Below are 14,264 nucleotides of genomic sequence, written 5' to 3'. Positions count from 1 at the left end.
ATCGGCACAGACGATGCAGCGCCGATCAGGCGAACCACCAGCGCTCGACGGCGCGGAAGCCGTCGAAGCCCCAATTGGCCCCCATTTCCTCGTGGGCAAGTTTCTTGGAAAGGCCCATGACGTAGTTGTTGAACATGGGTACGACGACACCGCCTTCGTCGCGCACCAGCGTCTGCATCTCGTGATACATCTCGCGGCGTTTGGCCTCGTCGAGCTCCGCCCGCGCCTGAATCAGCAGGTCATTGAAGCGCGCGTGCTCCCAATAGGTGTCGTTCCAGGGCGCCCCGGCGGCATAGGCGGTGGAGAACATCCAGTCTTCCGTCGGCCGGCCGCCCCAGTAGACTGCGCACCAGGGCTTCTTCAGCCAGACGTTGGACCAATAGCCGTCGTTGGGCTCCCGCACCACGTTGATGTCGATGCCGGCCTTGGCCGCATGCTCCTTATAGAGCACCGCCGCGTCGACAGCCCCCGGGAAGGCGGCGTCGGCGGCGCTGAGATCCACGGCGAGGCTGCTGAGCCCCGCCTTCTTCAGGTGGAACTTGGCCTTGTCGACATCGTACTCGCGCTGCGGCAGATCGCCCGCGTGATAGCGGTTGGAGCGGCCGATGGGATGGTCGTTGCCCTCCACGCCGTGGCCGCGCAGCACGGTCTTCAGCATCGCTTTGCGGTCGAGGGCGTGCTTCAGCGCCAGCCGCACGTCGTTGTTGTCGAAGGGCGGCGTGTCGGTGCGCATGGCAAAGGTGTAGTGCGCAGTGCCGCTGGTCTCGACGATGTTGACGTTGGGGTTGCGCGCCAGCAGATGGGCGGTCTTGATGTCGACCCGGTCCATGGCGTCGATCTCACCGGTGGTGAGCGCGTTGGTCCGTGCCGTGACGTCGACGATGGCCAGCAACTCCGCTTCGTCGAAGTGCGCCCGGTTGGACTTCCAGTAGTTGGGGAAGCGCTTCAGCGCAGTGCGCACGCCGGGATCGTAGCTCTCGATGCTGTAGCCGCCGGTGCCGGCGCCGGCCGTCGCGTCGATCTCGCCGTCCTTGGAGGGCATGATCGCCAGGTGATAGTCGCTGACGATGAAGGGGAAGTCGGCGTTGCCGGACTTCAGGGCAAAGACCACCGTGTCCTTGCCGTCGGCCTCGATGGTCTCGATGGGATCGACGATGGGCTTCGCCGCCGACTTCGAGTCTTCGCCACGGTGATGGTTCATGGAGGCGATGACGTCCTCGGCCTCCAGGGTCTTGCCGTTGTGGAACTCAACGCCCTGGCGCAGCTTGAAGCGCCACTGCCGGGCATCCGCAGACGGCTCCCAGGATTCCGCGAGCTCGGGCGTGATGTCGCCGCTGTTGCCGACCTCCGTCAGCTTGCCGTGGACGGCGCCGCCCAGGACCTGCATGTAGAGGTTTTCGTAGGTCGCCGGATCCAGCGTATCGGTGGTGGAGCCGTGGCCGATGCCGAGCCGCAGGCGGCCGCCCTTTTTCGGGGTCGCCGCATGGGCGACACGGTTGGCCGCCGAGGTCGCGACGGCAGCGGTAATGCCGAGCGCCGTGGCCTGCTTCAGAAAGTCACGGCGGCTCACCCCGCCCACCCGGAGCAGGCGTTCCAATTGACTCAAATCTGTCATGATTTCCTCTTCCCTGCTTGTCTTATTGGACACTTCGTGTCTTTGAGCGGATCTGGTGCCGCTGTTTGCTGTTGAGACAATTTTGGAACACATCGTGTCTGAGGGCAAGGGTGGCCGTGTCCGGAAGGCAGCGGTTCAGGTTCGTGCCGCCGGGGCCGCTGTCGCGGGGGGCCCGTCCCTCGGAAATTGCTGCCGGCCGACAAGCCCGCTACTCTGGCGTTCGGTATCGAGAGCCTTGTGAATTCTGTCCGCGCTGGCGCCGGCGCCCGCACCGACCCTTCGATCTGCCATAAGAGGCGAGCCGTGAGCTTCCTGCCCTTTCAGACCCTCTACTTCGACGATCTCAGCATGGGCATGGCCGAGACCTATTCCAAGACCGTGAAGTCGTCGGATGTGGTGGGCTTTGCCGAGATCACCGGGGACCGCAACCCGGTGCACCTCTCCGAGCACTTCGCCGCCAAAACGCCCTTCAAGGGCCGCATCGCCCACGGCCTCTACACCGCCAGTCTCATTTCCGCGGTCATCGGCACGCGGCTGCCGGGCCCCGGCGCCATCTACGTCTCCCAGACTCTGAAGTTCCTGGCGCCGGTAAAGATCGGCGATACGGTCGACGCCACGGTCGAGGTTGTGGAGCTGAATGCCGAACGCCAGCGCGCGCGCCTCCACTGCCAGTGCAGGATCGGAGACACCGTGGTGCTGGAGGGCGAAGCCGTGGTCAAGGTGCCGCGCAGGGACCAGGACTGAAGCGAAGAAAGGCCATCGTTCCCGAAAGCGCCCGATCGGAACACATCACGCCAGAAGCCGTGGCGTCGGCTAGCCCTCGCTCACAACGCGGAAGTGGTGGGCGCCGTCTTCGATCCGGTTGGTGATCAGGCTTCGGATATCGGGCTGAATCTCGGGGCTTTCGGGGTCGAAGAGACCGCAGGATTTGAGGGCTTTCTTCACGCTGATCTGCCGGCCCAGCGCCTCCAGCAGCACCCGCGCGCAGAGCGGCTCGCGCCGGCCGCTGGCGGCCACGCCCAGCTTGAGACCGTTCAGCCGGGTGAGCCGGGTCTGGTAGTTGGGGTAGAGCACCGTCTGGCTGATCTCATTGCCGGTCAGGCTGTCGTAGTCGACCAGAAAGATGCGGTCGTTCAGATAAAAGGCCATCCCGCGGTACTTGCAGGTCACCCGCGGACCGGCCGCACCGAAGCGGGCCATGTTTTCGACGCGCTGATAGGTGGTGAAGCCCGCATTGCCGCTTAAACGCAGCAGGGAGCGCAGGATCAGCCCCGGGCGGGTCATGGAATAGCTGTACTCGAAGTAGTAGCCCTCGTAGTCCAGGAGGTCGCCGCGGGAGCGCCGCACGAGCTGGTCGAGATAGGCCACGTAGGGCCGAAAGCCGTCGTCGGCGGCGGGCTGATTGCGTTTCAGACCGACGATCTTCAGGAACTCCTGATGCGGCAGAAAGATCTCGTACTCCTCCACCCCGAAGAAGTCGCAGATCTTCTTGAACACGTGCCGGGAGGGCATGGAGCGCCCGCTGATGTAGCGGTTGAACTGGGAACGGTTGAGGTCGAGCCGGCGGCAGACCTCCGCGACCGACTTGTAGTGGTCGGTCAGAACCCGGAGATTTCGAGGAAAATCAGGGTTCAATGCGGGTCTCCCTAAACCAGCACTCAAAGACGTAAGGCTACCCCGCCTTAGAACAAGTGGCAACTGAATTGATGCTAGTTGATGCTTTCATTGCACCATAGTGCGTCAACATGCACCATCCCGCCCAATTGATTGCCGCCTTGTGCGCTCCTAGGGTGCAGACGGTTCTTCCCCGCCTCAGGCTGAGGCCGCGCGGGGCCGGACCGGGAGGAGCAGTTCAACGGGCAGGAGCCAGGGGACAACCCGGGCCCGCCGGCGAAGCCAAGACGGCACGAAGAAGACTTCGCCAGGACAGCAAGCCGGACAGGCCGCCCCCACAGTTGTGCGGGGGACGTGCAACGGAACAAGACTCCTTTCATCGGCGGTGATCCGACCTCTGCTCCCGCATTCCATGCGCGAGGGCTGTCGGGCGCCGTGGCGTAGTCGCGTTTCGGCGACGGGGCAAAATGGGGAGCCGTAGAGATGAGTGCCTTGAACGACGTCTTCAACATGCTGAGTGGCTATGTCTGGGATGCATTGGTGTACATCCTGGTCATCGTCGGCCTGACCATCACCTTCACCTCGCGGTTCGTGCAGTTCCGCTACTTCGGGCGCATGTTCAACGTGCTGCGCACCGCCTTTCACCATGAAGGCGGCCACATCAGCTCGTTCCAGGCGCTCATGCTGTCGGTGGCCGGGCGCGTCGGCGGCGGCAACATCGGCGGCGTGGCCGTGGCCATCACCCTCGGCGGGCCGGGCGCCGTCTTCTGGATGTGGATGATCGGCCTCATGGGCATGGCCACGAGCTTCTTCGAATGCTCCCTGGCCCAGCTCTACAAGACAGCGGAGCCGGACGGCTCCTTCCGCGGCGGTCCGGCCTACTATGTCGAGCGCGGCCTCGGCACGAACTGGAAGTGGCTCGCCGGGATCTTCTCCGTCCTGCTGTTGCTGACCTTTGCCTTCGCCTTCACCGGCTTCCAGGCGGTCACGGTCTCGACCTCCATGGAAGACGCCTTCGGCCTCAACAAGTACATCACCGCCATCGTGCTCACGGTCGCCCTTGCCGCCATCCTGTTCGGCGGCATCCAGCGCATCGCCGCGGTCACCGAGTTCATCGTGCCGATCATGGCCCTGGGCTACATCCTCATCGCCATCGTGGTGATCGTGCTGAACATCGCCGACATTCCCGGCGTCATCGCGCGGATCGTCACCGAGGCCTTCGCCCCCTCGTCGGCCATCGGCGGCGGCATCGGCGCGGCCATCATGATGGGCGTCAAGCGCGGCCTCTTCTCCAACGAGGCGGGCCTCGGCAGCGCCCCCAACGTGGCCGCCGTCGCCTATGTGAAGCATCCCTGCAGCCAGGGCACGGTGCAGGCTTTCTCCGTGTTCATCGACACCATCATCATCTGCTCTTGCACCGCTTTCATCATCCTGCTGAGCGGCGTCTACCAGCCGGGTGCCGCAGATGTGCAAGGCGTGGTGCTGACCCAGAATTCACTGGCCGACCACATCGGCGGCTGGGGCGAGGCCTATGTGAGTGTGGCCCTGATGCTCTTCGCCTTCAGTTCGGTGCTCTACAACTACTATCTCGGGGAAAACGGCATCGGCTACTTCTCCGACAAGAACCCGCTGCCCTTCACGGTCCTGAAGGTCCTGACCCTGGTCTGGGTGCTCTATGCCGGCACCCAGAGCTTCGGCGACATCCTGGTCTTCTCCGACCTCTCCATGGGGCTGCTGGCCCTGGTCAACCTGACCGCCTTGGCCCTGCTGCTGAAGCCGATGCTGCGGCTGCTGAAGGACTATGACGACCAGATCAAGGCCGGCGTCGCGCACCCGGTGTTCGATCCCGAGAAGTTCTCGGACCTCAGGATCGACAAGGATGCCTGGGTCTTCGACGACGAAGTGCCCGCAGGCAAGACTCAACCCGCCGAGTAGCACAGTTGGCACGCTGAAGCTAAGCTTCGGCAGCACGACGCGGGGTTCGCTCTGACGAGCGAAGGCAGAGGCGGTCCAGTCGGGCCGCCTCTCGTCTTTGGGCCGACCGCGGACAGGATCGAGGAGTAGGAAGACCATGAGCGGAAAGTCGGTCGCCATCATCTACACCGGCGGGACCTTCGGCATGCGCCCCTCGGAGAAGGGCTATGCGCCGGCGCGCGATCTCGACGCGCTGATCCGCGAGCGGCTTCCCGAGCTCAGCGCCGAGTCGATGCCGGCCTACGAGCTGATCGAGTACGACGATCCGCTGGAGAGCTCCAACGCGACACCGCATCACTGGTATCATCTGGCTGAGCAGATTGCCGGTGCCGCCGACCGCTTCGACGGCTTCGTGGTGATCCACGGCACCGACACCCTGGCCTATACCGCCTCCGCCCTCTCCTTCCTGCTGGGCGGCAGCCGCAAGCCGGTGATCCTCACCGGTTCCCAGATCCCGCTCTGCGAGGTGCGCAACGATGCCGCCGGCAACCTGATCGGCGCCGTCCAGGCGATCGCGACCGGAAAGATCAAGGAGGTCGGCGTCTGCTTCGGCCGCCATGTCCTGAGAGGCAACCGGACTACCAAGGTCAACGCCACCGAACTCGACGCCTTCGCCTCGCCGAATTTCCCGCCGCTCGCCGAAATCGGCACCGAGCTGCGGTTCAACGGCACCAACGGCCTGCCAAGCGACAGCGGGATCTTCGGCGAACTCCCGCCCCCCTACCACGCCTGCAACAGCGCCGTCCTGCGCATTTTCCCCGGTATCCCGGAGCGCTTCATCGATGCCATCGTCGATACCGGAGCCGTCGGCATCGTCCTGCGCTGCTATGGCGTGGGAACCGGCCCGACCGCCGACCCGCAGTTCCTGGCGGCGCTGGAGCGCGCCAGCACCGCGGGGGTCATCATCGTCGCCGTCTCCCAATGCCCGGAAGGCAGCGTCTCCCTCCGGCGCTATGCCGCCGGCTCCGCGCTGGCCGATGCCGGCGTGCTCAGCGGCTTCGACATGACCACCGAGGCCGCCTTCACGAAACTGCATGCGCTCTTCGCCCTCGGCCTCGACCGCAGTGCCGTCGCCGCGCTGATGCAGCAGGATCTTCGCGGCGAGCTGACGACATCCTGAACGATGCTCCGCCCGCAACCCGGGGCGGCCGTTCGCGACAAGATTGAACAGGCCGCAGCACTGGTTGCGGCACCCGCGAATACGGCGGCAACGGCCGCTCCATCAGCCGGTTCCGTAAGGGGCGGAGATTGTCTTCGATAGGGTGTCGCCCTAGAGTTATCAGAGAGGATTCGCACCGCTTGCGCGCGGGTCACGGGACTGACGCGGTCTGACTGAGCGGTGGAGAGATCGATCGCCCACGAGCAACACCCATCTACATCGCATCGTACTCGTTCCCGATCTTTAGACACCAATGCGCGTGCCCATGGAGGCTGCAGGTATGAACGCTTCGGTCCTTAAGAGCTCCTGTGTCGTTCTTCTCGCGCTGGGTTTTCTGGCCGCCTGCGCGGAGGAGGCGCCGGAAGTCGTCGAACGCATTCGCGCCATCAAGACGGTGACCGTGTCGGAGCGGGCCTCCGGCCAGGTGAGGCGCTTTCCCGGCGTCGTCGAAGCCGTCGACACCTCCAGCCTCAGCTTCGAGGTCGGCGGCAACGTCCAGAAGGTCAATGTCGACATCGGCGCCAAGATCGCCAGGGGCGACGTTCTGGCGGAGCTCGACCGGCAGCCCTTTGCGCTCAACGTGCAGGCGGCCGAGGCCGAACTGGGCCGGGCCCAGGCGGAGCTGGCGGAAAAACAGAACGACTTCGACCGGCAGAAGACCCTCTATTCGAAGGACTGGGTCAGCAAGGCGGCCCTCGACCAGGCAGCGGCCGCCTTCGACAGCGCGCGCAACACCGTCAGCTTCGCCAAATCCAAGCTCAACCTGGCGCGCCGCGATCTGGAGAAGACGGCCCTGGTTGCGCCCTTCGACGGCGTGGTCGCCACCCGCAACGTCGATCCCTTTCAGGAGATCCAACGGGGCGAGAGCCTTTTCGAGATCTTCGCCGAAGGCGCCATGGAGGTGGCCATCAACGTGCCGGAAACCTCGATCGGCAACATCAGCCTGGGCCTGGCTGCGGAGATCCGCTTTCCCACTGAGTCCGAGCGCAGCCACCAAGGTGCGGTCTCCGAGATCGGCTCGGCCGCGGGCACGGCGAATGCCTTTCCGGTCAAGGTCGCGGTCCTGGACGATCGGGGCGGCATCCGCCCGGGCATGACCGCCGAGATCACCGTGTTGCTCGGTGGAGGCGATGCCGAGGTGTCCTATCTGGTGCCCGTGACCGCCATCGTGCCCGGCGGCGAACCCGGCGACGCCTCGGTCTTCGTTTTCGACGGCGGGAGCTCGACTGTGGCGCGGACCAAGGTCGAAATCGAAGGCGTCCACGACGATCAGGTCGTGGTCACCAGCGGGCTGGCAGCGGGCGACATCGTCGCCGTCGCCGGGGTCAGCTTTCTCGATGACGGCCAACGGGTAAATCTCTTGGAGTCCGGCGCTGCGGCACTGGCGACAGCGCCCGTCCAGGAGTGATCCGGTGTCCTTCATCACCCGCTTTGCCCTGGACATCTCGCGGATCACCATCGTCTTCCTGATTGCCGTCGTCGTCCTGGGGCTCAGCCAGTTCGTCACCTTCCCGCGCCAGGAAGATCCGCCGATCGTGATCCGGGAGATCGTGGTGTCGGCCTACTTCCCGGGGATGGAGCCGTCGCAGATCGAGGAGCTCATCACCCGCCAGCTCGAGGCGCAGATCCGCACCCTGCCGGAGATCGACGAAATCTGGTCGGACTCCAAGACCGGCGTCTCGATCATCCACGCCGACGTCCGCGACGAGTACGACGATCTCGACCTGATCTGGCAGAAGGTCCGCAACAAGATGCAGGACCTGACGCCGGACCTGCCCGACGGCACCATCGGGCCCTTCGTCAACGACGAGTTCGGCCTCACCGCCATCGCCACAATCGCGCTCTGGAGCGAGGGCTTCTCCATGGCGGAGATGCGCATCGCCGCGCGCGACATCCGCGACCGCCTTTATGAGCTCGACGGCATCCGCAAGGTGGAACTCTGGGGGGTGCAGGACGAGCAGGTGACGCTGAAGTTCTCCACCACCAAGCTCGCCCAGTTCGGCATCAAGCCCGGCGATGTGGTCAACGCGCTGATCCAGCAGAACGTGATCCTGCCCGGCGGGCGCATCGAGGCCAAAGGCCCCGACATCATCGTCGAGCCCAGCGGCAACTTCCGCTCGGTGGGCGAGATCGAGAATGTCCTGATCCAGATTCCCGGCACCCAGCAGTCGACGCGGCTGAGCGACCTCCTGACCGTGGTGCGCGGCTATGTCGATCCGCCCAGCGCGCTGGCCTATTTCAACGGCCGCCCGGCCATCGTGCTCAGCGTCTCCATTACGCCCGGGGTAAACTCGGTCGAGTTCGGCGAGCGGCTCACCGCCAAGATCCGCGACCTCGAATCGCGGCTGCCCGTCGGCTACGTACTGGAATACGCCACCTTCCAGCCGGATCTCGTCGTCGCCGCGGTCAACGGCGCCCTCAGCAACGTCTATCAGACACTCGTCATCGTGCTCGCGGTGGTGATGCTGTTCCTCGGGCTGCGGGTCGGCCTGATCGTCGGCTCCTTCGTTCCCATGACCATGCTCTTGGGTCTCATCATCATGGGGTTGATGGGGATCGAGCTGGAACGGGTCTCCATCGCTTCGGCGATCATCGCCCTCGGCATGCTGGTGGACAACGGCATCGTCGTCGCTGAGGACATCAAGGCACGCCTGGAACGCGGCCAGAACAAGCGCGAGGCCTGCATCGAGTCCGGACGAACCTTGGCGGTGCCGCTGCTCACCTCCTCCCTGACCACGATCCTCGCCTTCCTGCCGATCCTGCTGATCGAAGGGCAAACCGGGGAGTATGCCTTTTCGCTGCCGGCGGTGGTGATCATCCTGCTGCTGGCCTCCTGGTTTCTCTCCATGTACGCCACCCCGGCCAACTGCTTCTGGTTCATGAAGGTGCCGGCGGTCGCAGGAAGCGCCGGCGGGAGTGCCGGCGGGCAGGACGAAGCCGCGCTCTACGCGGGCCGCTTCTACAGGGTCTACCGCCGGGTCCTCGAGCTGATGCTGAACAACCGGACCGCCGTGCTCATCGGCGCGGTCCTGGTGCTGGTCGGCGGCGCCGTCATCGCCAGCCTGCTGGTGCGCCAGTTCTTCGGGCCCAGCGACCGCAACCAGTTCCTTGTCTATCTGGACCTGCCTGCCGGCTATTCCATCAGCGCCACCGACGAGGTGGTGCAGCGCTTCACGGACTGGCTGGCGGACGAGGAGGAAAACCCGGAGATCACCAGTTCCATCGCCTATATCGGAACCGGCGGCCCGCGGTTCTTTCTGTCCCTGGCGCCCCTCGACCCCGACCCGCACCTGGCCTTCCTGATCGTCAACACCGAGACCGGCGAGCAGACGCCTGCGGTGGTCGAGCGGCTGCGCGACAAACTCGACAGGGAATACCCGGAGGTGCTGGGACGGGTGAAGCAGATGTGGCTCGGCGCCCAGGAACCCGGCTTCATGGAATACCGGCTGGTCGGGCCGGACCCGGACGTGCTTTACGCCAAGGGCGAGGAACTGAAGCGCAAGATCAAGGCCATTCCGGGCTCCCTGGATGTGCGCAACGACTGGGAGAACAAGGTCCCGAAAATCCTCGTCAGCGTCGATCAGGCGCGGGCGCGCCGCGCCGGCCTAACCTCCCAGGAGGTCGCCCTCTCCCTCCAGGCCCATATCGACGGTGCGCAGATCACCGAATACCGCGAGGGCGACATCGCGATCCCCGTGGTCATCCAATCCCTCGATGAAGAGCGGGAATCCCTCGGCGACCTCTGGAACGTCAACGTCTATTCCGGCGAGCGGGCCAGCAACGTGCCCCTAACCCAGATCGCCGACATCTCCGGCATCTGGCAATTCAGCCGTCTGGCGCGGCGCAATCAAGAGCTGATGGTCACCATCGAGGCCAAGCACCAGTTCCTCAAGGCGCCGGAGCAACTGGCCCTCGTGGAGCCGCTCATCGAAGAGCTCAACCTCGGCCCCGACTACCGTTGGGAGCTCGGCGGCGAACTGGACTCCTCGGCCGAGACCAACGAGAAGCTGTTCGCCAACATGCCGATCTGCCTGGCCGGCATCGTCGTGCTGCTGATCTGGCAGTTCAATTCTTTCCGGCGGCCGGCGATCATCATCCTGACCATCCCGCTGGCCTTTGCCGGGGCCTTCGTCGGGCTGATCGTGATGAACGCGCCCTTCGACTTCTTTTCGATCCTCGGCCTCTTCAGCCTGGCCGGGGTGATCATCAACAACGGCATCGTGCTGATCGACCGCATGGACAGCGAGCGCGCCGCCGGCAGGACCGACTACGAGGCGGTGGTCATGGCCTCCCTCGCCCGCTTCCGGCCGATCATGATGAGCACCATCACCACCGTGCTGGGGGTGATGCCGCTGATCATCAGTTTCGATCCGCTGTTCTATTCCCTGGCCTGCATCCTGGCCTTCGGGCTTTCCCTCGGCACCATGCTGACCCTCGGGGTGGTGCCGGTGCTCTACGCGACCTTCTTCGGTATTCGCAGGGCGGCAGGCTGACGCCTCAACAGCGATAGGGATCGTCGAGCGTCGGCACCTGGCGCGTCCACTCGCTATAGGGCGGGTTGGTCGCCATCTCATAAAGCGCGCGCAGCCGGTCCAGGGGCGCCTTGTCGTAATCCACGCGCAGGTCGAGGGGCGAACGGTCGGCGCGGACAATCCTGATGGCCGCCGACAAGGTCCCGCGGGCATCGCTGCCGGCCGCGATTCCCGCTTCGAGCGCCGCAAGCAGGCGATGGCCGAAGCCGCCCTCACCCGAGTCCACGTCTTGCCGGTAACTCTGCTCCATGGCCGTGAGAACGCCCCGGCCGGACAGCCAGTTGCCGGCGATGACGCAATCGGTCCCGATGATGTGGGCCTTGACGTCGGTGTTGGCATCGCCGGTCCAGACCGCCCCGCCGCCGTGAAAATCGAGCACCGCAAGCTGGCGATGCTCGCGGCCGGGATCGGCGGCGGTCAGACCGTCCACCACCGCTTCGGCGCGTTCGCCGCTTTCCAGCCGGGCCAGGGCCTGATCGCCCCACAGAGGACTGACGCAGAGCCCCTGGGTCGCCACCGCCCCCACCCTGGCCGCCGCGCGCAGCACCCAGGCGCCCACCGCCAGGTTGCCGGTCGCCGCCGCGCAGCCGATGGCGCCGGTCTGCCGGTCCAATGCAAGTATGGAGAACGTCATGGCACCTGCCGCATCCGAGGCCGCGCAACAATTGCACGAGTACGAAGCAATTTATCATGATAAACTTGCTTTGCAAATTTCTTATGATAAATTCGGATCTTCAACAGGGAGATCGCCATGAAAAAACTCTCACCATGGGCGCTTGGCCTCGCGGCCGTGGCTTTGGCCGCGCCCGCCGCACTCGCCCAGACCCCTCCCAACGTTCTGGTGGTCGGCCAGATCGCCGAACCGAAATCGCTCGACCCCCATGCCGTCACGGCGGTGAACGACTTCCGTATTCTGATGAACGTCTATGACGGCCTGGTCCGCTACAAGGACGGCACCTTGGAGGTGGAACCCTCGCTGGCAAGCAGTTGGTCGATCAGCGAGGACGGCACCGAATACACCTTCGAGCTGCGCCAAGGCGTCACCTTCCACGACGGCACGCCGGTCAACGCGGCCGCGGTCGAGTTCAACTTCGACCGCATGCTGGACGAGAGCCATCCCTTCCACGACACCGGGCCCTTCCCGCTCTCCTTTTTCTTCTCCGCGGTCGAGGACGTCGAGGCGCTGGACGACGACACGGTGAAGTTCACCTTGAACGCACCCTACGCGCCTTTCCTTTCCAATCTCGCCTATCCGACGGGGCTGATCGTCTCGCCGGAGGCGGTGAAGACCCATGGCGCCGACTTCGGCCGCAATCCCGCCGGTAGTGGCCCCTTCAAGTTCGCTGAGTGGGAGTCCAACGCCAAGGTCGTGGTGGTCCGCAATGAAGACTACTGGGGCGGCGCGCCGTCCCTGGAAGCGATCGTCTTCCGCCCGATCACCGATGCCAACACCCGGGTCGCCGAGATGCTGTCCGGCGGCATCGACATCATGGTGGAGGTCCCCCCGGACTCGGTCGCGACCTTCGACGGCAACGGCTTCCAGCTGCATGAGCAGGCCGGCCCGCACCTCTGGTTTCTCATCCTGAATGCCAAGGAAGGGCCCTTTGCCGACAAGCGCGTGCGCCAGGCGGTCAACTATGCCATCGACAAGAAGGCTCTGGTTGAGCAGATCCTGCAGGGCACCGCGGAGGTCGCTTCCGGCCCGACGCCGCCGGCCTTCGCCTGGGCCTACAACGATGCCCTCCAGCCCTATCCTCACAACCCGGAGAAGGCAAAAGCGCTGCTGGAGGAAGCCGGCCATGCCGGCGCCGAGCTCACCTTCTACGTCACCGAGGGCGGCTCGGGCATGCTCGATCCGGTTCCCATGGGCGCGGCGATCCAGGCCGATCTCGCCAAGGTCGGGCTCGACGTCAAGATCGAGACCTACGAGTGGAACACCTTCCTCGGTCAGGTGAACCCCGGCCTCGAGGGCAAGGCGGACATGGCGGAGATGGCCTGGATGACCAACGATCCGGACACGCTGCCCTACCTCGCGCTGCGCACCGAAGCCTGGCCCGACAAGGGCGGCTTCAACTCGGGTTACTATTCGAACCCCGAGGTCGACAAATTGCTGGAGGCCGCGCGCAGCGCCACCGACCAGGCCGAGCGAGCCCGGCTCTACAAGGAGATGCAGGCCATCGTCTACGAGGATGCGCCCTGGGCCTTCATCGCCAACTGGAAGCAGAACGCGGCGACTTCGGAGCGCGTCTCCAATTTCAAGCTGCAGCCCTCCTTCTTCCTGCTCTTGAAGGACGTCTCCAAGAGCTGACCGGCGGCGTTTCTCCGGTTGCCGGAACCTTGGGCGGGGCGGATCCTCTTGCGAACCGCCCCGCCGGCCGGCCGGGCCGGCGGCCGAGCTGAAGGGACGCGCGGATGCTGAGCTACCTGATCAAGCGTCTGATCGCCTTGGTTCCGGTTCTCCTGGGACTGACCGTCATCGTCTTCGCCATCATGGCGCTGATCCCCGGCGACCCGGCGACCGCCATCCTGGGGTCCTTCGCGACGCCGGAGAACGTTGAGAAGCTGAACCGCGACCTCGGCCTGGATAAGCCCCAGGTCCAGCAGTATCTGATCTGGCTGGGCAATCTTCTGCAGGGCGACCTCGGGCGCTCCTACAGCCTCAACCGGCCGGTGCTGGACGAGGTTCTGGAGCGCTTCTCGGCGACCCTGATCCTGGCCGGGGCGGCGCTGCTGCTCTGCACCATCTGGGGCCTCCTGATCGGCATCTGGACCGCGGCCCGGCAATACGGCTGGACCGACAAGATCCTGACCTTCGTGGTCCTCATCGGGATCTCGGTTCCCTCCTTCTGGCTGGGCCTCTTGCTGATCCTGCTGTTCGCGGTGGAACTGCGCTGGCTGCCGGCGAGCGGCATGTTTGCGATCTACGGCGGCGGCGACCTGCCCGACCTCCTGCGGCATCTCATCCTGCCGGCGCTGACCCTTTCCGTCGTGGCCACCGGTGTCATCGCCCGGCTGACCCGCTCGGCCATGCTGGAGGTGCTGCGTCAGGACTTCATCCGCACCGCCCGCGCCAAGGGCGTCTCCGAAACCCGGGTTCTCTACGGCCACGCCTTCAAGGCGGCCCTGGTCTCGATCATTCCGGTGATCGGCGTGCAGGCCGGCTTCGTGCTCGGCGGCGCGGTCTACATCGAGACCGTGTTTCAGTGGCCGGGCGTGGGGCGCATGCTGGTGCAGGCGATCTCGACGCGCGACATCCTGCTGGTCCAGGGCGGCGTCATCGTGGTCGCGGCAAGCTACGTGCTGTTCAACCTGCTGGCCGACCTCTCGCAAAGCTGGCTCGACCCGCGGGTAAAGGCCTGAGCCGCCGGCG

10 protein-coding genes are annotated in these 14,264 nt (G+C 65.2%); 7 read left to right on the top strand and 3 right to left on the bottom strand.

Translation table 11 applies throughout. The features are described 5' to 3' along the window. Positions 1-25 precede the first annotated feature (25 nt). On the bottom strand, positions 26-1,615 hold the full coding sequence (locus tag Q0996_RS10925; RefSeq protein WP_299618981.1) for an ABC transporter substrate-binding protein: 1,590 nt from the start codon (positions 1,613-1,615) through the stop codon (positions 26-28). Positions 1,616-1,918: 303 nt separating this feature from the next. Here Q0996_RS10925 and Q0996_RS10920 point away from each other — a divergent pair, with 303 nt between their 5' ends. Then, a complete protein-coding gene (locus Q0996_RS10920) occupies positions 1,919-2,359 on the top strand; it encodes a MaoC family dehydratase (protein ID WP_322096685.1) in 441 nt (146 codons plus the stop codon). Between the two features lie 69 nt (positions 2,360-2,428). On the opposite strand, the gene Q0996_RS10915 is transcribed toward Q0996_RS10920, so the two are convergent. After that, positions 2,429-3,250 (bottom strand): helix-turn-helix transcriptional regulator, encoded by an 822-nt coding sequence (locus tag Q0996_RS10915; RefSeq protein WP_299618978.1) that lies wholly within the window; start codon positions 3,248-3,250, stop codon positions 2,429-2,431. A 462-nt stretch (positions 3,251-3,712) separates the two neighbouring features. Between Q0996_RS10915 and Q0996_RS10910 the strand changes: the two genes are divergently transcribed. From Q0996_RS10910 to Q0996_RS10895, 4 genes are all read left to right on the top strand, one after another. Next, the gene (locus Q0996_RS10910; RefSeq protein ID WP_299618975.1) at positions 3,713-5,164 is read left to right on the top strand and encodes a sodium:alanine symporter family protein; all 1,452 of its coding nucleotides are present in this window, start codon (positions 3,713-3,715) and stop codon (positions 5,162-5,164) included. A gap of 136 nt (positions 5,165-5,300) precedes the next feature. Then, positions 5,301-6,323 (top strand): asparaginase, encoded by a 1,023-nt coding sequence (locus Q0996_RS10905; protein WP_299618972.1) that lies wholly within the window; start codon positions 5,301-5,303, stop codon positions 6,321-6,323. A 319-nt stretch (positions 6,324-6,642) separates the two neighbouring features. Then, positions 6,643-7,770, top strand: a complete 1,128-nt coding sequence (locus Q0996_RS10900) for an efflux RND transporter periplasmic adaptor subunit (protein WP_299618969.1) — start codon at positions 6,643-6,645, stop codon at positions 7,768-7,770. 4 nt (positions 7,771-7,774) lie between these two features. Next, positions 7,775-10,855, top strand: coding sequence for an efflux RND transporter permease subunit (locus Q0996_RS10895; protein ID WP_299618967.1), 3,081 nt, complete (start codon positions 7,775-7,777; stop codon positions 10,853-10,855). A 4-nt stretch (positions 10,856-10,859) separates the two neighbouring features. Here Q0996_RS10895 and Q0996_RS10890 read toward each other — a convergent pair whose 3' ends face one another. Continuing rightward, positions 10,860-11,528, bottom strand: a complete 669-nt coding sequence (locus Q0996_RS10890; protein WP_299618965.1) for a DUF1028 domain-containing protein — start codon at positions 11,526-11,528, stop codon at positions 10,860-10,862. A 117-nt stretch (positions 11,529-11,645) separates the two neighbouring features. Between Q0996_RS10890 and Q0996_RS10885 the strand changes: the two genes are divergently transcribed. Together Q0996_RS10885 and Q0996_RS10880 are read left to right on the top strand one after the other, a co-directional pair. Then, on the top strand, positions 11,646-13,202 hold the full coding sequence (locus tag Q0996_RS10885) for an ABC transporter substrate-binding protein (protein WP_299618963.1): 1,557 nt from the start codon (positions 11,646-11,648) through the stop codon (positions 13,200-13,202). 104 nt (positions 13,203-13,306) lie between these two features. Beyond that, complete coding sequence (locus Q0996_RS10880; protein WP_299618961.1) at positions 13,307-14,254, top strand: ABC transporter permease; 948 nt, start codon at positions 13,307-13,309, stop codon at positions 14,252-14,254. Positions 14,255-14,264: the final 10 nt, after the last annotated feature.

The organism is Pelagibius sp., from assembly GCF_028289705.1.
GTDB lineage: Bacteria > Pseudomonadota > Alphaproteobacteria > Kiloniellales > Kiloniellaceae > Pelagibius.
The sequence above is the reverse complement of the archived record's forward strand: the minus strand, read 5'-3'. Positions and strand labels throughout refer to the sequence as shown.

What these genes read in the sequence shown, in the direction of transcription:
- Q0996_RS10925 (WP_299618981.1), bottom strand. Translation starts at nt 1,615, where the DNA reads ATGACAGATTTGAGTCAATTGGAACGCCTGCTCCGGGTGGGCGGGGTG.
- Q0996_RS10910 (WP_299618975.1), top strand. Translation starts at nt 3,713, where the DNA reads ATGAGTGCCTTGAACGACGTCTTCAACATGCTGAGTGGCTATGTCTGG.
- Q0996_RS10905 (WP_299618972.1), top strand. Translation starts at nt 5,301, where the DNA reads ATGAGCGGAAAGTCGGTCGCCATCATCTACACCGGCGGGACCTTCGGC.
- Q0996_RS10900 (WP_299618969.1), top strand. Translation starts at nt 6,643, where the DNA reads ATGAACGCTTCGGTCCTTAAGAGCTCCTGTGTCGTTCTTCTCGCGCTG.
- Q0996_RS10890 (WP_299618965.1), bottom strand. Translation starts at nt 11,528, where the DNA reads ATGACGTTCTCCATACTTGCATTGGACCGGCAGACCGGCGCCATCGGC.
- Q0996_RS10885 (WP_299618963.1), top strand. Translation starts at nt 11,646, where the DNA reads ATGAAAAAACTCTCACCATGGGCGCTTGGCCTCGCGGCCGTGGCTTTG.
- Q0996_RS10880 (WP_299618961.1), top strand. Translation starts at nt 13,307, where the DNA reads ATGCTGAGCTACCTGATCAAGCGTCTGATCGCCTTGGTTCCGGTTCTC.